At 42.3% G+C, this 25,077-nt stretch carries 24 protein-coding genes; 12 read left to right on the top strand and 12 right to left on the bottom strand.

Features of this window, described 5'->3' with window-relative positions; genetic code table 11:
- Positions 1-13 precede the first annotated feature (13 nt).
- Together aspS and rgy are read left to right on the top strand one after the other, a co-directional pair.
- Positions 14-1,387 carry an aspartate--tRNA(Asn) ligase gene (gene aspS / locus F7B60_06040; protein MCE4615068.1) on the top strand — a complete coding sequence of 458 codons (1,374 nt, stop codon included), beginning with the start codon at positions 14-16 and terminating at the stop codon, positions 1,385-1,387.
- 100 nt (positions 1,388-1,487) lie between these two features.
- Positions 1,488-5,147 (top strand): reverse gyrase, encoded by a 3,660-nt coding sequence (gene rgy / locus F7B60_06035; protein ID MCE4615067.1) that lies wholly within the window; start codon positions 1,488-1,490, stop codon positions 5,145-5,147.
- Here the strand turns inward: rgy and F7B60_06030 are convergent.
- The 5 genes from F7B60_06030 to F7B60_06010 form a co-directional block, all read right to left on the bottom strand.
- A complete protein-coding gene (locus tag F7B60_06030; GenBank protein ID MCE4615066.1) occupies positions 5,144-5,431 on the bottom strand; it encodes a DNA-binding protein in 288 nt (95 codons plus the stop codon). The genes rgy and F7B60_06030 overlap by 4 nt on opposite strands.
- 74 nt (positions 5,432-5,505) lie before the next feature.
- On the bottom strand, positions 5,506-6,810 hold the full coding sequence (locus F7B60_06025) for a DUF4010 domain-containing protein (GenBank protein MCE4615065.1): 1,305 nt from the start codon (positions 6,808-6,810) through the stop codon (positions 5,506-5,508).
- Positions 6,811-6,947: 137 nt separating this feature from the next.
- Positions 6,948-7,406, bottom strand: coding sequence for a hypothetical protein (locus F7B60_06020; protein ID MCE4615064.1), 459 nt, complete (start codon positions 7,404-7,406; stop codon positions 6,948-6,950).
- A gap of 131 nt (positions 7,407-7,537) precedes the next feature.
- Positions 7,538-8,203, bottom strand: a complete 666-nt coding sequence (locus F7B60_06015; GenBank protein MCE4615063.1) for a TIGR00266 family protein — start codon at positions 8,201-8,203, stop codon at positions 7,538-7,540.
- Positions 8,204-8,354: 151 nt separating this feature from the next.
- Positions 8,355-11,153, bottom strand: coding sequence for a DEAD/DEAH box helicase (locus tag F7B60_06010; GenBank protein MCE4615062.1), 2,799 nt, complete (start codon positions 11,151-11,153; stop codon positions 8,355-8,357).
- Between the two features lie 139 nt (positions 11,154-11,292).
- On the opposite strand from F7B60_06010, the gene F7B60_06005 reads away from it, so the two are divergent.
- Both F7B60_06005 and F7B60_06000 read left to right on the top strand, forming a co-directional pair.
- On the top strand, positions 11,293-11,529 hold the full coding sequence (locus F7B60_06005) for a hypothetical protein (protein MCE4615061.1): 237 nt from the start codon (positions 11,293-11,295) through the stop codon (positions 11,527-11,529).
- Positions 11,530-11,542: 13 nt separating this feature from the next.
- Positions 11,543-12,235: a molybdenum cofactor biosynthesis protein MoaE gene (locus F7B60_06000; protein MCE4615060.1), complete on the top strand. Its 693-nt coding sequence runs from the start codon at positions 11,543-11,545 to the stop codon at positions 12,233-12,235.
- A 3-nt stretch (positions 12,236-12,238) separates the two neighbouring features.
- On the opposite strand, the gene F7B60_05995 is transcribed toward F7B60_06000, so the two are convergent.
- Complete coding sequence (locus F7B60_05995; protein ID MCE4615059.1) at positions 12,239-12,409, bottom strand: hypothetical protein; 171 nt, start codon at positions 12,407-12,409, stop codon at positions 12,239-12,241.
- Between the two features lie 73 nt (positions 12,410-12,482).
- Here F7B60_05995 and F7B60_05990 point away from each other — a divergent pair, with 73 nt between their 5' ends.
- Positions 12,483-13,826 (top strand): acetyl ornithine aminotransferase family protein, encoded by a 1,344-nt coding sequence (locus F7B60_05990; GenBank protein MCE4615058.1) that lies wholly within the window; start codon positions 12,483-12,485, stop codon positions 13,824-13,826.
- Here the strand turns inward: F7B60_05990 and F7B60_05985 are convergent.
- Positions 13,823-14,059: a hypothetical protein gene (locus F7B60_05985; protein MCE4615057.1), complete on the bottom strand. Its 237-nt coding sequence runs from the start codon at positions 14,057-14,059 to the stop codon at positions 13,823-13,825. The two genes, F7B60_05990 and F7B60_05985, sit on opposite strands and share 4 nt — an antisense overlap.
- Before the next feature lie 79 nt (positions 14,060-14,138).
- On the opposite strand from F7B60_05985, the gene F7B60_05980 reads away from it, so the two are divergent.
- The 5 genes from F7B60_05980 (at position 14,139) to tmk (ending at position 17,973) form a co-directional block, all read left to right on the top strand.
- Entirely contained in the window at positions 14,139-14,375 is a 237-nt protein-coding gene (locus F7B60_05980; protein MCE4615056.1) for a hypothetical protein, read from the top strand.
- A gap of 98 nt (positions 14,376-14,473) precedes the next feature.
- Positions 14,474-15,763 (top strand): UbiD family decarboxylase, encoded by a 1,290-nt coding sequence (locus tag F7B60_05975; protein MCE4615055.1) that lies wholly within the window; start codon positions 14,474-14,476, stop codon positions 15,761-15,763.
- 27 nt (positions 15,764-15,790) lie between these two features.
- Positions 15,791-16,981 carry an aconitase X catalytic domain-containing protein gene (locus tag F7B60_05970; GenBank protein MCE4615054.1) on the top strand — a complete coding sequence of 397 codons (1,191 nt, stop codon included), beginning with the start codon at positions 15,791-15,793 and terminating at the stop codon, positions 16,979-16,981.
- Positions 16,982-16,988: 7 nt separating this feature from the next.
- Positions 16,989-17,393, top strand: a complete 405-nt coding sequence (locus tag F7B60_05965) for a DUF126 domain-containing protein (protein ID MCE4615053.1) — start codon at positions 16,989-16,991, stop codon at positions 17,391-17,393.
- Positions 17,386-17,973, top strand: a complete 588-nt coding sequence (tmk, locus tag F7B60_05960; protein ID MCE4615052.1) for a dTMP kinase — start codon at positions 17,386-17,388, stop codon at positions 17,971-17,973. Before F7B60_05965 ends, tmk begins: the two co-directional genes overlap by 8 nt.
- On the opposite strand, the gene F7B60_05955 is transcribed toward tmk, so the two are convergent.
- From F7B60_05955 to cyaB, 4 genes are all read right to left on the bottom strand, one after another.
- On the bottom strand, positions 17,970-18,452 hold the full coding sequence (locus tag F7B60_05955) for a GNAT family N-acetyltransferase (GenBank protein ID MCE4615051.1): 483 nt from the start codon (positions 18,450-18,452) through the stop codon (positions 17,970-17,972). The two genes, tmk and F7B60_05955, sit on opposite strands and share 4 nt — an antisense overlap.
- Before the next feature lies 1 nt (position 18,453).
- Positions 18,454-18,933, bottom strand: a complete 480-nt coding sequence (locus F7B60_05950; GenBank protein ID MCE4615050.1) for a GNAT family N-acetyltransferase — start codon at positions 18,931-18,933, stop codon at positions 18,454-18,456.
- On the bottom strand, positions 18,933-20,273 hold the full coding sequence (locus F7B60_05945; protein MCE4615049.1) for an NADP-dependent malic enzyme: 1,341 nt from the start codon (positions 20,271-20,273) through the stop codon (positions 18,933-18,935). Before F7B60_05945 ends, F7B60_05950 begins: the two co-directional genes overlap by 1 nt.
- Before the next feature lie 102 nt (positions 20,274-20,375).
- A complete protein-coding gene (gene cyaB, locus F7B60_05940) occupies positions 20,376-20,915 on the bottom strand; it encodes a class IV adenylate cyclase (GenBank protein MCE4615048.1) in 540 nt (179 codons plus the stop codon).
- Positions 20,916-21,210: 295 nt separating this feature from the next.
- Here cyaB and F7B60_05935 point away from each other — a divergent pair, with 295 nt between their 5' ends.
- Positions 21,211-23,865, top strand: coding sequence for an RtcB family protein (locus tag F7B60_05935; GenBank protein ID MCE4615047.1), 2,655 nt, complete (start codon positions 21,211-21,213; stop codon positions 23,863-23,865).
- Positions 23,866-23,867: 2 nt separating this feature from the next.
- The gene (locus F7B60_05930) at positions 23,868-24,311 is read left to right on the top strand and encodes an archease (protein ID MCE4615046.1); all 444 of its coding nucleotides are present in this window, start codon (positions 23,868-23,870) and stop codon (positions 24,309-24,311) included.
- Here F7B60_05930 and F7B60_05925 read toward each other — a convergent pair.
- Positions 24,308-24,853: an archaemetzincin family Zn-dependent metalloprotease gene (locus tag F7B60_05925; protein MCE4615045.1), complete on the bottom strand. Its 546-nt coding sequence runs from the start codon at positions 24,851-24,853 to the stop codon at positions 24,308-24,310. The genes F7B60_05930 and F7B60_05925 overlap by 4 nt on opposite strands.
- Between the last annotated feature and the right edge of the window lie 224 nt (positions 24,854-25,077).

The raw sequence follows: 25,077 nt of genomic DNA, 5'->3' as shown, positions 1-25,077 counted from the left end.
AAGGGTGGAAGTTTTGCCTATTGATTTACGTTTGCGGAAGACTGCTATTGAACTGTTCTCCGACCGGAAATTAGTAGGAAAGGAGCTCGTTGTCGCCGGGTGGGCTGAGCATATAAGGGTTATAGGTAGACTCGTATTCGTAGTACTGAGAGATGGAACCGGTAAAATTCAGCTCGTCGTAAGGGAGAACGTATCCCAAGAAGCTTGGAAGCTTGCTAAGAAAATAAGTATAGAAAGCGCTATTGCGGCTAAAGGCGTCTTGAAAGAGAGTGATGAAGCTCCTGGCAGGCGGGAACTTGTTGTAAGCGAGCTAGTGATGTTGTCAGCGGCGGAACCGCTACCAATAGATATAAGAGAACCGGAAAAGACTATTCTCGCTAAAAGACTGGATTATAGGTACTTGGATTTAAGGAATGATAAGATCAGGATGATATTCGAGATTCAGGCTGATGTAGCAGATATTTTCAGGAAAACCCTCAGGGAGAAGGGCTTCACGGAAATATTCACTCCAAAAATCTTGGGAGCTGCAAGCGAAGGAGGAGCAGAGGTCTTCACAGTAATATATTTCAAAAGAGAGGCATTCCTAGCACAAAGCCCCCAGCTTTACAAGCAACTTGGAGTAATTTCTGGTCTGGAAAGAGTCTTCGAAATAGGACCGGTCTTTAGGGCTGAACCCCATCACACACCTAGGCATCTGACGGAATATACGAGCATGGATTACGAGATGGGGTTCATAAATGATTTCAATCAAATCATGGATGTGGCTGAGGCTTTTTTGAAGAACGCTACTACAGAGATTTTACATAAGTATGGTGATCTCATAGAGAAATATTATCCAAATGCTCTCCTAGAGCCTGTGAAAGAGATACCGCGTATGCCTCTGGAAGATGTGCTGGGTATATTGAAAAAGGAGTACGGGAAAAAGTATCCTCCAGGGGAAGATTTAGATACTGAGGGAGAAAGGCTTCTGGGCGAGTTCCTTGAGAAGGAATATGGTTATCATGCTGTTTTCATCACCCGTTATCCCTGGGGTCTGAGGCCCTTCTACACTATGCCATGTACATGTGCGGGAAGCTCTAGTGAAGAATATTGCGATGAGTTAAAGCCTGAGACTCCTACATGTAGCTTTGACTTGATATTTAGAGGTTTAGAAATGACTACAGGTGGTCAAAGGCAACACGGTTACAAGCGTTTGCTGAAGCAGATTGAGAATAAGGGCATTAACCCGGAAGGCTTGTCATGGTATGTTGAAATGTTCAAATATGGTGCTCCTCCTCATGGCGGTGCAGGGACGGGATTGGAGAGAGTTGTAAAGCAGATTCTAGGCCTTCAGAACATTAGGGAGGCTAGGCTTCTACCTAGGGATCCGGAGAGATTAACCCCTTAACCATTTCATTCATTTCCACTAGTTTTTCATACCGGTAATACCGAGCCGCTCATCATTAAACAAACCTTTTACTTAAGCGTTTCTCGGGTTTACAGGTTTGATGCCGATACTTAGCAAGGGCTGTCCTAACTGTGGTGGACCTATTACTGCGGAGAGACTAGAGAAGGGCCTACCTTGTGAGAGATGCTTACCTAATCCTGTCGAGGGAGGAGTTAGAGAGATTTACAGGGCTTTAAGAAAGAACGGTGTAACCGGCAGGTATTCCCTCCTTTGGATCCAGGAAAAGGAATACGGGAGGTTTCAAGAGTTTTTCAAGAAGGCAAATGCTAGCAGTTTATGGAGTGCCCAGAGTAGCTGGGCTAAGAGGCTTCTCAACGGACAGAGTTTCGCTATAATAGCTCCTACTGGAGTTGGCAAGAGCACTCTTCTCATGACCTATGCAGTTTATAAGGCTTCTGGGGGAGAAGGTAGTGTACTTTATGTTCTCCCAACAGAGAATCTCGTTATCCAGGTTGCTGCTAGGCTAGCAGAGATCGCTGAGAATTCTGGGGAGCATGTCTCTATAGCTTACTATTATGGAAGTATGAGTAAAAAGAAGAGAGATGAGGCTCTCTCTAGAATAGAATCCGGAGAATATGATATACTCGTTATAACCACAGGGTTCCTCCAGAGAAGATATGGGCTTCTCTCCGAGAAGAATTTTGATTATGTAATGATAGACGATGTCGACAGCCTGCTCCGGAACTCTAAGAATATAGACCGTGTTCTTGTCCTCTTAGGCTTCCCTCCTGAAGGCATAGAAATAGCGTATAAACTAGTCAAAACCAGGTTGAAGTTCTTTGCTGAGCTAAGGAATGGCCGGGAGAATATTATAGAAGAGCTAAAAGCTAAGGTAGTTGATTTAGAGAAAACCTTGGCTGAATCCATTAGAGACAGACCTATAGGTCAGCTCGTAATAGCGACCGCGACGGGAAGACCGAGAGGGTTCAAACATTTCCTATTCAAAGAGCTGCTAGGCTTTGAGGTAGGTGGAGGAAGCGATTATATGAGGGACATAGTTGACTCATACATTATAGCAGGTAATGCTTATGAGGAACTAGGGGAAGTAGTCAGCGAGTTAGGTGCTGGAGGATTAATTTTCGTATCACAAATCTACGGTAAAGAAGAAGCGGTTAGGGTGATCAGCCACCTGAAAAGCTTGGGAGTAAGCGTCGAGCAAGCCCTAACAGGTAGCAGAAAGGCTGTTCGCAAGCTTTCCCAGGGCGAGGTTGATGTAATAGTCGGTATGGCCTCGAGATACGGTGTTATAGTCAGGGGACTGGATTTACCTGAGAAAGTAAGGTATACTGTATTCATAGGAGTTCCCGGTAGAAGAATATCTATAGAGAATGCTGTTAAGAGCCCTCAGAGGCTCGTGAGCTTATTATCAGGGCTGCAAGATAGAGGTGATAAGAAAGCTGGCCTGGCAGCAGAACGGATTTCTTGGCTCCTAGAAAAAGTAGGGAACTATGAAGTTATCCAGATGGCTCTTCAAGGGAAAATTACCCCCACAGGTTTGGTTGAGGAGCTTGTGAACCTTATTCGAGAGTGGGGAGCTTATGTAGCCACAGCATACGACTCACTAGTAGAGGAAGGCGGTTCAATACGTGTCTCAAGCTACGTCCTGGTTAAAAGAGGTGGAAACCTCTATATAGACGTCCCAGATATACCCACGTATTTACAGGCGAGCGGTAGAGCCAGTAGGCTTTATAAGATGGTTATGACTAAAGGGTTAAGCGTTGTAATAGACCCTGTAAAAGAGAGAATAGAAGCTTTCGGAGATAGGCTAAAGTTTTATGTTTTCGAGAACAAGCTTGAACCCTATGGGGAACTAGATAAGAAGGATCTCCTGGAAGAAATAGAGTTATCCAGGAAAGGCATTGGCAAAAAGGTTGATATAGAAACACTGCTATTCATAGTTGAAAGCCCCAACAAGGCTAGGACGATAGCTTGGTTCTGGGGACGCCCTGCTAGGAGGAGATATGGCCGGCTTACTGTTTATGAGACTTCAATAATGGATCCAAATACAGGTAAAGCTTACCTTGTCACTATAACAAGCACTCTCGGACACTTATATGATCTAGTTGTAGATGACAAGGATAGTTTCCACGGTGTCCGCCTGTCTCCAGATAAAGGCTTTATGCCTATATATGGCACAATCAAACGATGCCTAAAGTGTGGCCACAGATTTGCAAGTATAGAGAACAAGTGTCCTATCTGTGGTGAAACTGAAGCTATTATTGATAGTAGCACACGGCTAAATGTGCTGACTAAGCTTGCTAGAGAGGTAGACAAAATCATAGTAGCGACTGATCCAGATACAGAGGGCGAGAAGATAGCATATGATGTCTACCTGACCCTCAAACCATATAATAGCAATATATGGAGAGGAGAGTTCCATGAGGTTACTCCTCTAGCTGTCATTGAAGCCATAAGGAGTCCTAGGAAAATCGATATGAGGCTTGTTAAAGCCCAGATTTACAGGAGAATAGAGGACAGATGGATAGGATTCTCTGTCTCGAGAAGACTATGGGATAGATTTGGGAAGAGATGGTTTGGAGCTGGTAGGGTTCAAACACCTGTTCTAGGATGGGTTATTGAGCGCTATGAGGAATGGAAGAAGAATCTTGGTTACGGAGTAATGGTCAAACTAGCTAATGGAGCCAAAATAGTATTCTACATGAATGACAAGGGTTTAGCCAGAGAGATCAGGAAGAATGGAGTAGGGTATGTTACTATCTCTGATAAGAAGATGGAGGAGATTATTAGAACCCCGCCTCCTCCATACTCAACCGACTCGCTATTGTTTGATGCAAGTAGAAAGCTCGGTTTCAACTCCGAGACAACCATGTCCCTAGCTCAAAACTTATTCGAAGCTGGCCTCATTACCTATCATAGGACGGATAGTACGAGAATATCTAGCACAGGTATACGGGTTGCATTAGAATATCTCCGTAAGAAAGGCATGGAAAGCCTAGCGACACCCAGATCCTGGGGGGAGGGAGGAGCTCACGAGGCAATAAGGCCTACCCAACCTTTGGATGCTGAGGAGGTAAAAAGAAGAATCATAGATGGAAGCCTAAGGGTACAGGTTAAGATTACAAGCTGGCATTTGAAACTATATGATATGATATTTAGGAGGTTCATAGCTAGCCAGATGAAATCTGCCAAGCTACTCCTGGGAGAGGCCAAGGTCAACGCTCCATATGGTTTAGAGAGTGTGGTTAAAGGAGTTGTTGGAGTACTGGAACACGGATACGATCTCGCTGATCCGCCTGTAACCTTTGCATGGATTATGAATGTTGAACCTGGTGAAAAAATGGATGTTGAGGAGTATTTAGTGTATAGGTCAAGTACAGTATCCCTCTATAAGAGCGGTGATCTGATAAAGCTTATGAGGGAGAAAGGTATAGGAAGACCGAGCACGTATGCCAATGCTATACATGCTAACAAGCGTCATGGCTACGTTATTGAGAGTAAGAAGAGAAAGTTTGTGATACCTACCAAGCAGGGAGTAGAAGCTTATAATTATGTTATGGGTAATTTCGACCAGCTATTGTCGGAGGAGGCTAGTAGAGTTATGGAGAGAGTTATGGATTTGATATACGAAGGTTCTGTGGATATCGATAATGCGTTAACAACTCTGAAGGCTCAAGTTGAGAGTTTGATTACAGAATCTATGGGTAGAGGCGAGATAGGTGAAACCATCAGCTCTGCTTAGAGGGGAACGGATTTTAGCTTTATGACTATAATGCTCCTCGGGACTGTTCTGCCTTTCTCTCGTACTCTCTCAGTTCCTATCTCCACATTCTCAACCCTGAACGCGTCCTCCCCTAGTCTTTCAAGGAGATCATTGTAGAGATCAACAGCTTTGCATATATTGAATCCTCTTCCTTTTATTACAATAGCCTCGATTCCGCTTTGATATGCAGTTACTGCTTCTAGAAGATACTCCTCCAATGGTTTTTGCCCAATGTTTATTTCAAGTACGCCAGAACTTGACATATCCAACTCCTCTCTAAACCGCTAACTCCCTTTACATATGATTGAACGGTGTATCAACAAGTATATAAGAATTCTTAAGATTGAAGTAGTTCAAATAGGGCAACAGCGAAGAACGGTATACTCATAAGTATTGATGTAAGAAATACCATTTTCCACCTTCCTGTTCTGTAAGTCTTGTCTGACAAATAGAATACCTTGTTTAATGTAGCAGAGGCTATTGAGAGGAGTAAACTACTCGCAACCAGTGACAGTGGAAGGGATGATGCATAAGCTGTCAATGAGAAGATAGTTGCTGTGGCGTTTACAAGGCCTCCTAGAAAAGCTACTAGCGGCAAGAATTCTTTATAGGTACTTGATACTAAATATACTGTGAGAGTTAAAATCGAATATGCTATAGCCGTCCTTAGCGCTCCACCCCAGTTAAGAGGGCTTTCCAAGACGAATTTCCCTGGACCCATAGTTTTTCCACGCCGTATTGATAACACTGTCAATACGCCTATTGCAGGTAAAGTTGCTATTAGCACAGGTAGTATTAGCTCCGTCGCTAGTTGGGTACTAAGGAACGTGTATACTGCAACTAGAGCTAATATGGCAGACCTGACGTGGAGTGTAGATATAACGATTAGAGTGGAAGACCTCAATAGTTTATTCCATGTGAGCTCATCCTCTATTTTATCTAAAATGGATGTTATAGACGCTATAGTTGCTTCGCTATTGACGAGACTGCCGAGAACAGCACTTGACTCAAGACCCACAGTACCAAAGACCTTTACGAGGAAGTAAGAGAAGAGACTGATCAACAGAACAATCATAAAGAATATGTATACCTTGAAAACGCTAAGACCGAGGAATGTAACATTCAAGCTATAAATAATGGGACCTAATATAAGGCTAAGCGTTCCTACCTCCAGTAAGGCAATAAACTCTTTATAAGATAGCTCCCTTATGAGTTTCCTAGAAGGATATTTGATAGCAAGTACAAAAGTTGCAAGTATGCTAGCAGAAACGGCTTCCACTAGTAGTCCTAATCCACACATTATGCCTAAAGTATAGGTTATGAGTAATGTTAGGTAAGTAGTTATACCTGTGAGTTTAAGTATTATTGCACGGTGAATTATATAGAAAACAAGCACTATCAGGAATCCAATAGTACTTGCAGAAAATATTATGCTTCCATTCAGACCGTATGGGTGTATAGTCAGATAAGAGGTAAGCCCTCCGAACAACCCGGTTAAACCGAAACTTCTCAAGCCTGGTAAATCATATTTTTTCTGATTCCTAATTCGGGTCCTCTCCCTTTCCAGCCCTATTAAGGCTCCTGTGAAGAATGCTATTAGCATTCTTGTCGTAAACACTCCTAGTTCTGTTGACAGCTGCAAACTTTCCACCCCTTATTATCAGACGGGGTTTCTGTTCTTCATCCCTGTTCTATTGAGGTCTGGGGATAGGGGTTCACCTCATCTGTACCGTCAAACAATTATCTTATAGGATGAGCAAGATAAAATATTATAACATTTCAATCACTGCAATCTAGTTTCCCTTGCAAGTTAACTAGGTTTTCTTGCCTTTCTTTTAAGTCATCAAATGATGCGGTATAAAATATGGCTGTTAGTATCAGTGAAACAAGTTTTCTAACAGTTTTAGAACAGACTTTTACTTCACAGCCACTAGAAGTTCCGGATAGCAATGTGAGTCTAGAGTTAACCAAGCATATTCCACCTATATTACATAACCCTACTACCTTGCATTTCTTTGATAGGCATTTTAGTTTGACTTCGCCGGTCCAGCTCTCCGTTTTTACAAGTAATTGCCGGACTTTATCCAGATTCGCTCCCGAGCAGTCAACTAGTATTCTACCTATAGATTCCTCGGCATTTACTAGTCTACATTTATCCTGTGATAATCGGCTGAGTAATGCTGTTTCGTAAGGTTTTGAGTAAAGGATTAGAACGATGATAAGCTTACATTTACACAAACCATATTCACCGTTGACTAGAAATATATCTCTTCATAGAACATCTATTTAGGGCGATGAGGATAGCGCCCGAGGAGAGCTCTTCAGTTGCAGTGATCCTCATTATCCCCGTCCGAGCCCTCTAATATTCTTCAGTCTCGACCTGGAAGGTATTTCCGTAGAACCCTAGCAAATAGCGGTAAGTTCCTTGTTTGCACCCATATTCTACCCGGGCCTTCCACATCCATGACTATTCCTTCTCCACCGAATAGGAAAGACTTCATTCCGCCGAACTTTCTAGTTCTCCACGTCACTGTTCCATCCATTGCAACGAAATGCATGTTGTCAATGGTTGTCTTCTCTCCTGGCTGTAGATCCAATCGCTCTATTGCCCCGTAACTGTTTATGAACACTTTACCAGTTCCCTCTATCTTAAGCCAGACTAGTTCTCCCTCAGCCAAGAGCCCTTTCAATCCTCTCCATCCGACTGATACCTCTAGATTCCCGGCATGTGCTAAGTAACTCATATCTTGTACGAACAATGACCCGTTAACGTCTACTTCTATAATGTCACCCATAAGACTTGGCGCTATCCATATTTCAGAGGGAGATTTTGCAACAAATGTATTCATGAAAAGGCTTTCCCCTCCAAGCAAGGACCTAGCCAGTCCCTTGAATAATCCTCCGGTCTTAGTTTGGATTTCAATATCCCCTTTATGGAGCATATAGCTACCTGCTTCTACGGTTATCGTATCTCTAGGGGATAACTTCACTTTTAATAATGCAAAGGATGGCCTATATTCTATTTTGTATTCCATATAGGAATCACCTTCTAGTACTAAGAATAACGGAATAATAGATAAAAAGAGTTTTCAAGGAGGCTCAGGAACACGTGCCCTCCACATAGGGGGATTCGGAGTCGTAGCGTTCATCATTGCCTCACAAAAAGTTTAAACTGTTAAGTTATTGCTAGTAGTACATTCTCGTTCTCTGTATGTATGCTATTCCATTCCTTATCAGGTGAGGCACTAGTTCCTTAGGCGTATGTAGATAGCCAACGTCCCTTTCATCGTAGAGGTTCATTGATTTAATCTTGACGCTGTAAACATCGTTCGGAATCACATTTAACTTTCTATCTATCCCGTCTTCCATAGAACTAACCATGAATGTGTATGGAACTCCTCCCCTGCTTGTATGTATCTCAACCTGGAACGGCTCATCTTTTACGGGTTGGAAACTTTCCATAAACTCTTCCATTTCCATTATTACTTCAGCATCCCCTATCAGTGCCCACCTACAATCATTGTCATAGGGATCTTTGAAGCAGAACACTCTATACGGGTGCCCGGGTTTTCTCATTTCCCTTAACGCATTCTCAATAGTTTTCTCTGCTAAATCAAGCGTTTCTGAGAGTTCTGGGATCGTCATAGCGAATCCCTGAAGGTTCTCAGCCAGGAGGCGTTCAACCCTTTTCATCCAAGGCTTTACTTGCGGGAGGCTTAGTATATGCTTTGCAACCGGTGTTAATGGACCTGTGTTCTTAGTGTATATTTTTATTTCATTAGCCTTCAGTTTCCCTACGAATTTCTTCACTCCCTCTACATCGAATATCCTATACAGCACTTGTTTTAGGGCATCATCCAGTAGTATCTGATCTTCTTCAGGGTCTGCTTTGACTACTATTCCGAAACTAGCACGGATTTCCGATGTAACTAAGTTATAGTATGGTGTTCTGAGAGCAGCTTTTACTGCTAGTTGATCTATGTCTTCAAGGTCCAAGTTTAGTAGAATGTCTAGAGGGTTGATGCCGCTTGGAGCTTTTACTGAGAACCCCATTGTGCTACTTCTATAATACGTCCCAAGACCGTGTTTCTTGGATATTATGAATGATATTATTGCTCCAAGTGTCTCGCTTATCCTATTCCCTGTAGGATATTGGAATATGTATTCCTCATTCGCTTGTTCTACCAGCATTAAATCGCGTGAAGCTATTGGTACACCTATATCAACGTACTCCCGTGCCATTGACCCGAGCTCCTTGTCTGCCCCTGGGTCAGTTTCGAGTGTATCAGGTTTATTGTAGGTACCCTTCTCCGCTAGATTCACCAGGATCTGGTAAGCAGTTTCTGCTATGACTGGGCTTCTCGAGAATGTCTCCCCCCTCCATAGAGGTATCTCACCTTCTCCTACACCTTTAATGACCTCTATAGATCTAAGCTGCTCGTTTATCTCTTTAACTTGCCATAGGCTTCCGGCTAACCTAATAGTGTCACCTTCTCTTAGATGCCGGTATACATAGGAGGAGTCAATGTTGCCTATGGGTTTCCGCCTATAATATACTGTGAAAGCCTCATTCCGAGGGATAACTGTGAAGAATTCTGCGAAGCTTTTAGCCCACCAAGGCTTGTCATGGTCCTTGAATCTCCATATCTTATAGAATGTGGGTCCTACCTTGAGAGCTCCATTTTTATGGACGAGAAGCTTATTTCTGATTAGATAGTTTACCAGTTTATCTACATCCTCTTTCTTCAAGCCTTCATAGAATGATCCAACTCCTTTAAGTATGTCATAGTATAGGTCAATGCTCGCTTTTCCATGCTCAAGAGTTATTCCAACTAATTCTCTGGATACTACGTCTAATGGTATGATATTATCGGTAGGCTTTTCTATCCAGCCTTCTAACGCTAGTTTTGAGGTAGCTATTGCTACTAGATAATCAACAGGGTCTAGTGTGATTATTGCACCCTTGCTTTCTACACCCATCTTGTGGCCGCTTCTACCTATTCTCTGAAGAAGACTGCAAACTTGAGGAGGACTACGGTACTGGACGATTTTTTCTACTTCACCTATATCTATACCTAGTTCAAGTGTTTTTGTCGCAACTACTGCTCTGATGCTTCCTTCCTTAAACATCTTCTCGGCTTTTTCCCGTATTTCGGCTGAAACACTACTATGGTGTACATAAATGTCTTTCATACCTATCTTATTCAGGTAGTCTTGTAATCTCTCCGCTATGAAGCGTGAGTTTACGAAAACTATTGTTTTGCCTTCTATTTCCTTTGAGACCAGCTTAGCGCTTTCCTCGAAAATATCGTCTCCAGAAGCATACGTTACCTTTATCCTGATAGGCTTAGTTACCTGGGGTTTCACTATAGCTGCCGGTCTTTTTGATGATCCGAAAACAAATTGTGCCACTTTTTCTGGGTCTCCGATGGTTGCTGATAAAGCTATTCTTTGAATGTCTCTCCCAGTAAGATGCATTAATCTCTCAAGGAGTATTGCCAGCTGTATACCTCTTTTAGTTCCTATTAGTTCGTGTACCTCGTCAACTATGATGAATTTCAGGTTCCTGTAGTTAACCCTAAAACTACTCGCCCAGTCTAGATCTATTTTCAGGCTTTCAGGTGTGGTTATTATGATATGAGGTATCTTCCTGGTTCTCCTGGCCCTCTCTCCTTTTGAGACGTCCCCGTGTTTTCTCGAAACAGTGAAACCGAGTTGTACTGCCCACCATTTTATTCTCTCGTAGAGGTCGTTGATTAAGGCCTTTAGAGGCGTTATATATAGGATTGTTACAGGTTTAGAGTTTTCTTTTAACATCATGTCTAGTAGCGGAAGGATCGCTGCTTCCGTTTTCCCACTTCCAGTGGGGGCTATTATAAGCGTGTTTTTACCTTCCAGTATCTCGTTATAAGCTTTGAGCTGGATTTGGTTTAGTCCTTGCCATCCTTTCTTCCTTATTAACTCCACTATTTCCTTAGACATCATCGTCTTCCATCCCATTCGTGCCGTTAAATACTATCTATTAAGGCTACACCTATTACCTCCCGAGAATTGTGGATATCTAGCTTATATATTTCTATTCGTTGATGGTTCTTAGATTTAGGGGACAAATGGGTGATCGGAGTTGCCTGAAGATTATTATGAATGTAATGTTTGTGGTAGAAAGTTCCCGATAGGACAGGGAATAGTCCTGAACAAATCGGGTTTTACCTTGTATTTCCATAGCAATAGGTGTGCATCAAAGTTCCTTAGACTTTTACTGGAGAGGCTTGATGAGGACTGTGCTAGAAGTGCTATTAACGAAGTCTTGGATGAACTCGATAAGCTTAAGGCTTCTAAGGTTAAGGAGAAGGATATCTAGCGGTGCATAAGTTTTGAGGGTTCAAGTTAGGCTTTATGCAGTCTTAGCTGAACTTGCTGGTTCAAGGGAACTAGTTATTGACTGCAATGATGAATGCAACGTGAGGAAGCTTCTAAATGTTATAACTGGGTTAAATGAAGGGTTATCTATAGTCTTATCCAAACTTAAGGGGATCATTGTTCTAGACGAGAAAGGGAGGCGGTTAAGGATGAACGATGTGGTTAGGGAAGGGAGAATTGATATTTTACCCCCCTCCTCTGGTGGAACCCGTATTTATGTACGTATTGCAGACGAGAATGACATTTTCTCGCTTGACGAGTTATTCGAGATGTTGGACTCTAGCAATGAGAGCGGTGCTACATTGTTTTTCGTTGGTACAGTCAGGAAGCTGAATAATGGTGGAGTTGTTTCTGAGCTTCAATACGAGGCGCATGAAAGCTTGGAGGATAGGCTTAGAGATATTGCTTCGAGTGTCATGGAGAAATACAGTTTAGATAGTGTTGCATTAATTCACTATATGGGAACCCGGAAGCCTGGAGATATCACTTTTATTGCCATTGTGAGAACTAGTAACCGCATCCCTGGATTTGCTGCTTTGAAGGAGCTTGTTGAGTTGGTTAAGCATGAAGCTCCTATATGGAAGAGAGAAGTGAGGGATGACGGCGTTTATTGGATTACCGGCGAGTCTGATGTGAAAGTTAAGTAACTCTCATCCCTCGAGACCATTAATTATTTTCATAGCCTTTTCTATGGCGTCCTCGTCGTTTTCAGCTCTTACGTTTAATGTGATGTTTGTTCCTTTTAGACGGATCTTGTATCTCTTCTCCGAACCGACTATATTATTTCCTAGGATGATAATTTCTTCGATTTCCAGCTCCACTTAAGTCCCACCAACCTATATTATACGGAATTATCCATGTTAATTAATTGCGTTTTGGAGGTGTATATTAAAAATGGAAGTTCCTTATATTATTGTGGAACCACCAGGACCTAAAGCCAGAGAGATCCTTGAGAAGGACAGGAATATTCTTATGCAAAGCTTTGTCAGATGGTATCCTCTCGTCGTAGCTACCGCCAAAGGTACTATGGTAACTGATGTTGACGGCAACCGTTATTTGGACTTCAACTCCGGTATAGCAGTCATGAATGTTGGTCATCTTCACCCCAAAATCGTAGAAGCTATCAAAAGGCAATCAGAGAAACTTCTCCATTACAGTCTAACGGATTTCTACTATGAGGAGGCAATTAGGGTCGGAGAGAAGATTAAGAGCATAATGCCGTTCAAATCGGACTCCCGGCTATTCTATGCTAACAGCGGTGCCGAAACGATAGAGGGTGCGGTTAAGGTTGCTAGAGGGTATTTCAAGGGTACGAGACAGTACATCATTGGTTTCCTCGGAGCATTTCACGGCAGAACATTGGGTGCAGTAAGTATAACTGCAAGTAAACCTGTGCAAAGGAAGTGGTTTTCGCCCCTCGTCCCGGGAATAATACATGTACCTTACCCCTATAGTTACAGATGCCCATTCAAGGTTGAAACTCCAGAAGAATGCAGTGATGCTGTTATAGGATACATTGAAGACTGGATTTTATCTAAGATAGTTGACCCCTCTGAGGTAGCTGCTTTTATTATTGAACCTATACAGGGGGAAGGTGGATATATTGTACCACCGGATAACTTTCTGCCTAACTTGAGGAAACTTGCTGATGAGCATGGTATTTTACTGATAGTCGATGAAGTCCAGTCTGGAGTCGGGAGAACCGGCAAGTGGTATGCTGTTGATCACTGGGATGTGGAACCAGATGTTATTACTAGCGCTAAAGGTATAGCCTCGGGCCTTCCGTTGGGTGTTATAGGTGGAAAAGCAGAAGTAATGAATCTTCCTCCTGGAAGCCATGCTAGTACTTTCGGGGGAAATCCCGTGTCTTTAGCTGCAGCTGAAGCCGTCATAGAAGTTATCAGAGAGGAGAACCTGCTGGAGAATGCTGCTGTTCAGGGAGAGTATATCGTAGAGAGGTTTGAAGAGTTGAAGGATTCCATGGAATTGATAGGCGATGTAAGGGGTAAAGGATTAATGATAGGCGTAGAACTCGTTAAAAACCGTGAAACAAAGGAACCTGCAAGGAAGGAAATGTCATGGATAATCAATAATGCGTTTAAACGTGGTCTTCTAATAATTAGCGCTGGCGTTTCAACCTTAAGGGTTGCTCCTCCCCTAATTATAACCAGGGAAGAAGTGGATAAAGGCTTGGAAATATTAGAGAAGCTCCTACGAGAAGTGCAGAAGAACATCTAAATGACTTCCCTTATTTTCTCTCGAGATGAAACTACTTCGTAAACAGTGTTACTGTACCTCCTAGCCAACCCGTAGTTTTCCATTCTTGCAAGGAGTTTACCTGCACTACGTGTTGAGACACCCAGCATTTCAGCGAGATCCCTAATTCTTATATACTTAGCTTTCTTCTTCCTTGCTAGGTAGAATGCTAGTCTAAACACGTCAAGTTTGACTAATACCCGGCTTTCACTCATTGCAACCACCGTTTTTACTGGCTAAATTTTTAACCCGGGAGAGGTACGTGGAACTATTGAGATTACAAGGTGGTGGAGTATGGCCTCGACGATATCGTTGAAGTTGAGAGATTTACTTTCTAAGAAGGGAATACAGTTACTTGATATCTATAGAAGGCATGAGAAGAAGGGGGATGAGCTTATAGCAGTTGACGAGTTGAGGGTGAAAGACAAGCAAACCGGTGAAGTTCGCTTAGTTATGCTAGACGGTGCAAAGGAAACACTTGAATTAGAGAAGATCGTGGAAATAGTTCTCAATGCTTTAGGGAAAGCTTAACCCTCTTTTATCCTATTTTCTCGAGTTCACCACCCTTAAAACTAACCCTTATTTATAAGAATACCCATCCAACTTAACGTTATGAGGGCTGAGAATTCTTGAACAAGGCGACACTTGAGAGTTACTTGGAAGATAAAGGTTTGATTCCTATTTACAGCCAGGAACTCCCTATTGTTAACAGGAAATATGAGGCTGCATGCCTGATAAAGAAATCTGAGGCTGAGCAGGTTCCTGTTTTTTTCAAGCTAAAAGATTCTCCCTACACCATAGTGGCTGGATTAATAGCTAAGAAAAGCGTTCTCTATGCTCTTTTAGGTAAACCAGGAGACCCTGTTGATGCATACCAGGTAATAACATCGTTTAACAATAAAATTGAAAAACATGTTAATGGAGATCTCCCTGGAAGCTATGAAATCACTGGAGACCCTTGTATTTTGCCTTGGATAAAATTCTATAAAAGAGATGGTGGTTATTATTTAACTAGTCCTATAGTTGTATCATGCAAAGATGAACTTTGTAATGCCAGTATTCACAGGATAATGCTTTCAGATACTGGTGAAATAGCGATTAGATTAGTCCCAAGGCACTTGTATTTCATGGCTAGAGAAGCATCGGAGAAAGGTGTGAATCTACCCATAACTATCGTTATGGGAGTACATCCCCTGCACATTGTTGCAGCAGCTACCAGTCCTCCGATGGGAGTATTTGAACTGTCTCACTCTGCAAGGATACTTGGTGGAGGACTCTATGGTTCACCAATACACGGACATCCTATTCCAGAGGCTTCAATTGTAGTGGAAGGATGGATTACTCCAGAGAGGACCCGTGAAGGTCCATTTGTTGATGCAATGGGAACTTACGATAGATCTCGTCTTCAACCCAAAATAGTAATTGAGAAAATATTCTATAAACCGTCATCATATGTTCAAGTGATTCTTCCTGGTGGAACGGAACACGCCTTTCTAATGGGGTTCCCTAGAGAAGCCTCGATATATCAGAGCGTGTCGCGGGTCGTTCCAAAAGTTCATAAGGTATCGTTAACGCCTGCCAGTGGGGGATGGCTTCATGCAGTAGTCAGCATAACAAAGAATAACGATGGAGATGGGAAGAATGCTATTCTAGCAGCATTCGCTGGTCATCCCAGTCTAAAACATGTTGTGGTAGTCGACGCAGATATAGACACTGATGACCCGTACCAAGTTGAATGGGCGATCGCGACGAGGTTCCAGGCGGATAAGGATCTCATTATGCTTCGAAATGCTAGGGGTTCAACTCTAGATCCATCAGCGGAAGATGGTTTAACCGCGAAAATAGGCATAGATGCGACCAAGCCACTTCAAGGAGGGGAGACTTTTGAGAAAGCATCCATACCAGGATGCAGCAACTAACATCTGCAGTGAAAGAGGGGGGAATTGTTGTATCTCACGAGGCTGGAGGAAGCCGCGCTCGCCGGGGAGTATGGTGAAGCAATTAGAATAGCATATGAAGTTATAGTCAAAGTAGGGGAAGCATTGGGAGCTGAGAAACTTATACCAATAAATCACGCACACATATCAGGTATATCATATAACAACATAGGTGATCCAGGCCTAAATTTTATCCGTGAAATAATGGAGAAAGGAGGTAAATTCAAGGTACCTACCACAATTAACCCTATAGGACTCGACCTTGATGACCCAACGGGTATACCCGGAGTCACACCAGAGTTCATCAGGAAGCAAAAAGAAATAATTGATAATATAGCTTCAATGGGTGGAAAGCCTGTTATGACTTGTACACCTTACTACGTAGACCGAGTCCAGTCTGGATGGCATCTAGCATGGGGAGAGTCTAGTGCTGTAGGCTATGCTAATACCTACATTAGTGCATGGACTAACAGGGAAGGTGGACCTCTGGCTCTCATGGCTGCGATAGCGGGAGAGACCTATTACTCTGGTGTCCACATACCAGAGAACAGACTCCCAAGAACAAGATTCAACGTAGAGTACTATGAGAATGACCAAGCGGTATCAAGCATATTAGGGGAGATAATAGCAATGCAAACAAGGATTAAACAGCCACTTATCAAGGGTATAATAGGTATAAGGGAACCTGAGGTAAAATCGATGTGTGCTGCTGCTGGGGCAGTCGGGAATATCGAGATGTGCATAATCCCAGGAATAACTAAGGTAAACATGGATGAAACTAGAATAGAAGAGGAGATAACTGTAGAGAAAGCCGATATTATAACTGAACTTGAGAAATATGAGCCGGCTTCTAGGCCAGATATTGTCTTTTTGGGATGTCCTCATGTGAGCGTTGAGGAACTTAGGGATATCGCGAGAATAGCTCTTAACCACCCGGGACGAGCAGTGAATAGTTTTTGGGTAGCAGCTAGTAGATCCGTTTACAATGAAGCGTTATCGGAGGGCATTATCGGCATTTTGAAGAAGAAGAACATTCGTGTTATGAGAGATACTTGTATAGTGGTAAGTCCTGGATGGAAGGAAACCAACGCATCTGTAGCTACAAATTCTTTCAAAACAATGTTCTATATGAAAAGGATACATGGTTTAGAGTCATATTTGGCTTCAGTGAATAAGCTGGTTGATTTATCGTTCAGGTGATGGCTTATTGAGGTTGCATTTGAAGCCGATAGTAGATACTTCAACAATAATCGAAGGGGGGGGATTGGTGGTCGAGAACCCTATCTCGTTCCTAGGAGACGTTGACCCTGAAACAGGCGTCTTAGTTCAACCAGACTCTAGGGTTAAAGGTGAAATAGTATCTAATAGAGTTTTATTCGCACCTGAAGGGCGTGGTAGCACCGTTGGATCCTATATAATGTACGCGTTAAAATTCAATAGAAAACAGCCTCTTGCATTGGTTATGCATAAGGCAGAGCCGATAATCATAACAGGTGCAGTTATAAGTGATATACCACTCCTAGATGGTATGCCTAGAGATTTCTATGGAACCCCGCGACTTCTAAGGAAGGTAATAATAGAGCCTGGAGGATGGGTGGAGATTTATGAGTAAGGGAAAATTCATAGCTATAGAAGGTATAGATAAATCGGGGAAAACTACTCTAGCAAAACAGCTTTCCATAAAGCTCGCGAGAATGGGAATACGGAATGTAGTTACTAGAGAACCTTGGCACCCGCTTATAACGCACGTAATAAATGAGGCGACTAGTAAAGGGGTTGACGGGTATGCTGAGGCGCTTCTCTTCGCAGCTGATAGACTTCTTCATATAAGAAGCTTCATCGAACCTAACTTGGAAAACGGGGAATGGGTTATTACAGATAGATACGTCTACTCGAGTATAGCTTACCAGACTGCTAGGGGGGCTGAAAGAGAATGGGTGGAAGAAATAAACCGTTACGCGGTCAGACCCGACATAACGATTCTACTTGATATAGATCCGCGGGAAGCAGAGGCTAGAAGCGGAGATGCTAGATTGCAAGCACTAGAGGACAAGGTGTTTTCTGAGAATATAAGGAAAATATATCTGGAATTAGCATCACTATACGGGTTCCTAGTTCTAGATGCCTCCAAAAATCCCAATGTATTAGTTAGTGAAGTAGTCTCAGAATTGAAAAAGAGAAAATGGGTTTAAATTTCTTTATAAACTTCGACTTCTAGGTCTGTGAACCCGAGATTCTCATAAAATCTCCTTGCGATAATGTTATTCACAGGATAGATAGCTGCAATCATTTTAATTCCACGAGACCTAAGTTCTTCAATTGCTTTACCAATCAAGAGAACACCCAATCTCTTCCTCCTGTAACTAGGATGTACATATAGGTCTGTTATAACACCTGCAACCTTGGGCTCGTAGAAGCGTCTATCCTCGATATCTAGTTTAAGGATGCCAATCAATTGGCCAGTATTTTCATCCTCAGCAACAAGTATAATTGAATTAGGATCCCCTATAGCCTCTTCAACGTATTCTCTAGCTACGTTCTGTAATTCACTTACCGTTTTGTAGTTAGGATCAAGTTCCTCATTGAGAAATTTTAGTCTAGCGACTAGGTCAACCATGACCTGGGAGTCTTCCCTTGCAGGCTTCCTTATAACTATAGATTTAGACGACATTTCACCCCACCTCTTGTATAAATATCTGTGTCCACGGCCTGAAACCATGTTTCTTGTAGAACCTCTCCGCTATAATGTTCATCGCAGGAAATTGTGCTACTACATGGTAGATGCCTTTATCCGCTAGTTTTTTCTTGGTTTCTTCTATAAGTTTCCATGCAATCCCCTGCCTTCTGTATCTAGGTTTAACGTATAATTCAATCAGAGTTCCATATTTTTCGTTCTTAATAAGTCTGTTTCTTCTAATCTCTATCCTTGCAAAACCAACGAGCTTATCGTTCCAGCATGCTACTAGGAGGATTATGTCTTCCTTTTCTAGGCTCTCTTGTATGTATGCTCTCGCTACATCATCAATTTCTGGCTTAGTAGAGTATGCTGGATCGAATTCCTCATTGAACCTGTAGAATCTTACAGTCATGTCTACAAGGTCTTCTATATGTTTTGCTTCTGCTTCCTTTACAGTTAGACCAGGCTCATACATTAAGCATTCACCTCTTTTGGTATTTCTTTTATGTACCCGTTCTTGCGGAGAAGTTGGTATTTCCCCATTGTTGCCTTGATTATTTCAAGTGACATATTATATATTTCATCTCTAGTCATAACCTTCCTCGCAAGGCCTTGCTCTATTGCTTTAAGAGCAACAGCTGTAGCTACTCTGGGATACACCTCCCATTCCTCCATAGTTGGCACAATATACTCTTCATGTATACCTTTCTCTTCCGCGAACTTTGCTATTTCCAAGCTAGCCGCGATAGCCATTTCATCTGTTATAGTTCTAGCTCTAACGTTTAGTACTCCCCTGAATACTCCTGGGAATACTAAGCTATTATTTACCTGGTTGGGAAAATCGCTTCTTCCTGTGGCAACGATCCTTGCACCAGCCTCCTTGGCTTCCCAAGGCCAAATTTCTGGGACAGGGTTAGCCATAGGGAATATTATAGCATCCTTAGCCATTTTCGCAACCCACTCCTTCTTTATTGTCCCGGGACCTGGTTTACTCGCAGCAACAACCACATCTGCACCTTCCATTGCTTCGGGAACCCCACCTCGTATTCCTCCGCCCTCGGTTTCAATGGCTATTTGGTATTTCCACTTATTCGAAACCATCAGCTTGTCTATATCGGGCCTATCAGGGTGGAGTACACCTTTACTGTCAATTGCAGTTATCTTCTTAGGATCTGCACCGAAGGGTTTCAGTATCCTGTAGAGTGCGACGTTAGCTGCTCCTGTTCCTACTAAAACTATTCTGACATCCTTTATGTTCTTGTTAACGATTTTCAATGCATTTATAAGTCCAGCTAACGTAATAGCTGCTGTTCCCTGTTGATCGTCGTGCCAGACAGGTATTTTTAGCCGTTTCCTCGCTTCATCAAGGATATAGAAGCATTTAGGGCTCTCTATATCTTCGAGGTTTATTCCTCCGTATGATGGTTCTATTAGTTCGAGGAGTTCTAGGAATTTCTCAGGATCCCTTGCTCTGTGAACGAGTGGTACTGCATCTACTCCTCCCAGGTATTTGAATATGAGGGCTTTTCCCTCCATAACAGGGTATGCTCCTTCGGGACCTATTTTCCCTAGACCTAACACTCTAGTTCCATCGCTTACTATTGCAATATTATTCCACCTGCTTGTGTATTCGAAGCTTAGCTCCGGTTCTTTAGCGATTCTCATGCTGGGTTCGGCTACGCCTGGAGTATACCATATAGCGAAATCATTCAATGTTCTAATAGGTACTTTGGGTATAGTTTCTATTTTACCTCCATAGAACTTGTGAAGTTTCTCGGATATACTATACCAGTCAATTTTCTTTTCTTCGGACAAAATGATCCACCTTAGTTTGGATTGTTCCATGTAGAAACAGTGAGAGCATAGTATATAAGGTTACTCCGACAACAAGCTAATCTCTTATAGACGATTGGCTAATTATCTCTCTGATACGAGTTCTAGATAGCTCTTAACCGTAGAAGGATAGGAATCCAATTCCAGTATATGCACAGCCCTGTCAACAAAAGTCTTAGCAATGGAATACTCCCCCAAAGCCTCAACCTCCACAAAGCAACCCAATCCGGAGATATGGTCCAAGTAAACCTTAACATCCAGCCCAGAATAAACAGACCGCTCCTTCCTCACAACAGCTACTCCAGAGAAACCAAGGCGACTTAATATCGATTCGAGCCTACCAACATCACCGTCAAACCCAAAGTTAACCTCCTCCCTAGCCTTAACACCTACACCAACCTTAGGACCCTTCCAAGTCAACACGAATCGACTAACTCCACCGCTAATAACCTCCCTCAGCCTAAACGCCTCATCAGTTACAGAGAAATCCTTACAAGGATGCTGATAATATCTGTCAACCTCCAAGCCATTCCACTCCAAGGAAAAACCGGCCTTCTCTAATCTGACCCGAAGACTCTCCATAAAATCGCATGGAATAATAATCTTCTTCTCAACCTCGAGCAACACTATCCCCAAGCAAACACCGACAAATACAATCATATACGAACTAGAATATAATAAAATCTACAACACCAAATAATACAATACTATACATGGGGTGAAACAATTGACAACACCACCATTAAAAAGAATAAACAAATACGAATGGATGATACCAAAAGAATATCAACCATGCATGAAGGTACCAACCATAATCTACGCCGACGACTTCCTGATAGACAAAATGAAACAAGACCTAACCCTCAAACAAGCCGCAAATACAGCATGCCTAAAAGGAATACAAAAGCACAGCCTAGTAATGCCTGACGGACACCAAGGCTACGGGTTCCCAATAGGAGGAGTAGCAGCAATGTCCATTGAAGAAGACGGAGTCATAAGCCCAGGCGGCGTCGGCTATGACGTGAATTGCTTACATCCGAGTACAAACGTTTTGACCCACTATGGCTTTAGAATGCATGTAAAACATATAGTAAAATGGGCAAAGGAAGGAAGAATAAAGGCATTGAAATTAAAAATATTCAATCAACAAGAGGGACATAATGATTCCTCTAAAATCACTCTCCTAGCATCAAGACCTGCTGACGAGTTTTTATACAGAATACAGACTAAGTGGGGCAGACAAATTATCGTCTCGGAAGATCATCCGATTCTTACTCCAGAGGGATATAAGATTGCGTTAAAAATTAAGGCTGGCGATAAAATCATAGTGCATCCCTTCGAGGGTGTAGATTATGAGGAGGGTAACAGTAAGTTAGTTTTAGATGAAGAGGCATTCACAAATGAAAACAGCCAAATCATCAAATACCTTAAGAAAAAAAACTTAATCCCATTACACTCCATGGACTTAAAACTTGCAATAATAGCAAGACTCTTCGGATACTTATTAAGCAATGGAACTATATACAAATACACCGAATTATACAAGGATAAAAAGAGAGAAAGATTTACTATCGCTATTTATGGCGGAGAAAGAGGGCTTCAAGAATTAAAAAGAGATCTAGAAGAAAATCTAGGAATAAAAGTTTCAAAAATATATTCACGTAAGAGGAAAATAGTAGTTAAAGGTAAAGAAACAATTGGGACAAAGCATTCATTGCACATAAACTCAAAGGCATTTGCACTACTAATTCTTAAACTCGGCTTTCCACTTAGAAGAAGACAGAATGTCAACTTTAGAATTCCAGATTGGATAAAACAAGGCCCGTTGTGGGTGAAAAGAAATTTTCTAGCAGGCTTATTTGGAGCGGATGGAAGCGAACCAGCTCAACGTACTAGGAGACATCTATATCCTTTAAATGTTATTAACTACACGATTTCTGGGAATAAAAACTTAGAAATCAACGCTATCGAATTCCTTGAAGATATTAGGGATATGCTTAAAGAATTTGGTATTTCAGCCTTCATTAGAAAAGTAGAACCATCAACAGGTGATAACTGGATTTATAGACTTGTAATTCCATCTAATACGAAACATCTATATAGCTTCTTAAGCAAAATCGGGTACGAATATACTGAGAATAAAGAAGAGATCCTTTACTATACGGAGTATGTGAAGAGAAAGCTGAAGTTAATAGAACAATATGGAAGTTTAAACCTTTCGAAGGTAGAAATGAACAGGCTTATTGCGAAAGAGTTGGGAACCTTTGATGACTTTGTTAAGAAATATTGCACATCGGGAGGATTTGTTATTGATATCATTGAAAAAACCGAGAAAATCCCTAGTGACGCTGAGGAGGTCTATGATATTGGTGTTGGTCATTTCGCACATAATTTCATTGCAAACGGTGTAATTGTCCATAATTGTGGCGTTAGGGTTATGGTTACGAATCTAGATGTTGGCGATGTGCAGCCTATGTTAAGGGAGCTTGTTGATGAGTTGTTCCGTAATGTTCCTTCCGGGTTGGGTAGCAGCGGTAAGGTTAGGGTTTCTATACAAGAGCTTGATAGGGTGCTGGATGAGGGTGTTGAGTGGGCTATTAGTAAGGGTTACGGTTGGAGTGATGATCCTCTGCATATTGAGGAGCATGGTAGTTGGGGTTTAGCGGATAGCTCTATGGTTAGTAGAAGGGCTAAGCAGAGGGGTGCTCAGCAGCTCGGTACGTTAGGTTCGGGTAATCATTTCTTGGAAGTCCAGATTGTGGATAAGATTTATGATGAGGAGATAGCTAGGTCTTTTGGGTTCACCCGTGAAGGCCAAGTAACTGTTATGATTCATACTGGTAGTAGAGGTCTCGGCCACCAGGTTGCTAGTGATTACCTCCAAGTTATGGAGAGGGCTATGAGGAAGTATGGTACAGTTCCACCCGATAGAGAGTTAGCGAGTGTGCCTTATTCTAGTGAGGAGGCACAGAAATATATACGTGCAATGGCTGCTGCAGCCAATTTTGCCTGGACCAATAGGCAGCTTATTAGTTACTGGACCCGTGAGAGCTTCGGGAAAGTCTTCCATACAGACGCGGATAAGCTTGGTTTGAAGCTGGTCTACGATGTTGCACACAATATTGCGAAGATTGAGGAGCATATTGTAGATGGTAAACGAGTGAAGCTTATAGTACATAGGAAAGGAGCAACCAGAGCTTTTCCACCGGGCCATCCTGATATACCGCAGGACTACAAAGATGTGGGACAACCGGTGTTGATACCTGGTAGCATGGGAACGGCAAGCTATATATTAGCTGGGAGCGAAGATGGAGCGAAGAGCTGGTATACAGCGCCACATGGTGCAGGAAGATGGATGAGCAGGAAGAAAGCACTGAGAACCATGACTGTGGGAGACGTTCTAGGGGAACTGTCTAAACTAGGCATCTACATACGCGCGGCAAACAAGAGAGTAATAGTAGAGGAGGCCCCTGAAGCCTACAAGAATGTTGATAAAGTAGCGGAAGTTGCGAACGCCGTAGGTATAGGGAAACTTGTGGTTAGATTAAAACCGCTCGGGGTAGCGAAGGGTTAACGTTGACGGAAGCCTCCTGCCCCGGATTCATAAGTAAAGAGCACACGGCAGATGAGTTAATAGAAGCTAGGGGGAGGAGTCTAGAAGAAGCCTTCGAGCAAGCTGCAAAGGCTGTTTTCGAGGTTGTAACGGATACCTCGGAAGTGGCCTGTGAAAAGGAGATGGATGTCTATATAGAAGGTTATGACCTGGAGAATCTGCTATACAGGTGGATAGAAGAGCTACTCTACTACATCGACGTAGAAGGATTGATCTTCGGATACTTCAGAGTGAATAAAATACAATGCAAGACTGATTCATATATCCTCAGAGGAATGGTATGCGGTGAAAAGTTTGATCCAGAGAAACACGAGCATAGGACTATAGTTAAAGCCATGACATACTCTCAGATGAGTATACATAGGGAGGGAGATTGCTGGGTTTTAACATTCGTCGTCGATATCTAGTCACTAAGCAATTTTTCTATTCTACTCCAGCAATTATCACAGAACCTATAGTTTTTCCTGTCAACATCACTTATGCTGTTACTGAAACTCATAACACAATTCCTAGAACTGCAGTGATCCAACCCAAAGAGATGCCCGGTCTCATGGGCAATCTCTTTAGCAAGCCTTCTAATAAACAATTCGTGATCTCCTGTTTCAAGCCTCTTAGTATAAACTGTAGCAACACCTAACCTCGGAATAGCTAGGCCAAAAACGAAGTTCAACCCCTTCACATAAGCATCACATCCACATACTCCCACAACGAGAAAACCTGACGATAGAATAGTCCTACTCTTCTCAGAAACCCATAATGTAACTTCTTCAGCATTATACTGGATTCTATTCCAATCAATAAGATGCACAGGAGGATTAGTTTTAGCAGTAGCAATATAAGTAGATACCCGTTTATGAAAAGCCTCATCGATCAATAACCGAGCTCTGACCAAGTCGTCAATAGATACATATCCTATTGGATACAATAGTAAACCGTTAATCTTTCTCAACACAAGCACCCTTACTTAACACCTAAGACACAACAACTGAGACTCCTAGTTTTAATAATTTGGATTCATCGTAGAATAATAAGGTAGTGGAGGATAACGCGTTGATATTCCCAATTTACAGAGCTATAAAGAAGCTGAGGAGATCCCTCGCCGTAAACGAGAAGAGTAGAATACTGTTTATAGCGATAATATGGCTTTCACTTTGGCTCTTCTCAAGCTTCGCC

The organism is Candidatus Tiamatella incendiivivens (assembly GCA_015522635.1).
Taxonomy (GTDB): Archaea; Thermoproteota; Thermoprotei_A; order Sulfolobales; family Acidilobaceae; genus Tiamatella; species Tiamatella incendiivivens.
Note: the sequence above shows the minus strand (reverse complement) of the source record. Positions and strands in the feature narration are given on the sequence as shown.

Coding starts and splice junctions, on each gene's coding strand:
- rgy (MCE4615067.1), top strand. CDS start 1,488: ATGCCGATACTTAGCAAGGGCTGTCCTAACTGTGGTGGACCTATTACT.
- F7B60_06030 (MCE4615066.1), bottom strand. CDS start 5,431: ATGTCAAGTTCTGGCGTACTTGAAATAAACATTGGGCAAAAACCATTG.
- F7B60_06015 (MCE4615063.1), bottom strand. CDS start 8,203: ATGGAATACAAAATAGAATATAGGCCATCCTTTGCATTATTAAAAGTG.
- F7B60_06010 (MCE4615062.1), bottom strand. CDS start 11,153: ATGATGTCTAAGGAAATAGTGGAGTTAATAAGGAAGAAAGGATGGCAA.
- F7B60_05990 (MCE4615058.1), top strand. CDS start 12,483: ATGGAAGTTCCTTATATTATTGTGGAACCACCAGGACCTAAAGCCAGA.
- F7B60_05985 (MCE4615057.1), bottom strand. CDS start 14,059: ATGAGTGAAAGCCGGGTATTAGTCAAACTTGACGTGTTTAGACTAGCA.
- F7B60_05980 (MCE4615056.1), top strand. CDS start 14,139: ATGGCCTCGACGATATCGTTGAAGTTGAGAGATTTACTTTCTAAGAAG.
- tmk (MCE4615052.1), top strand. CDS start 17,386: ATGAGTAAGGGAAAATTCATAGCTATAGAAGGTATAGATAAATCGGGG.
- F7B60_05955 (MCE4615051.1), bottom strand. CDS start 18,452: ATGTCGTCTAAATCTATAGTTATAAGGAAGCCTGCAAGGGAAGACTCC.
- F7B60_05950 (MCE4615050.1), bottom strand. CDS start 18,933: ATGTATGAGCCTGGTCTAACTGTAAAGGAAGCAGAAGCAAAACATATA.
- F7B60_05935 (MCE4615047.1), top strand. CDS start 21,211: ATGCCTGACGGACACCAAGGCTACGGGTTCCCAATAGGAGGAGTAGCA.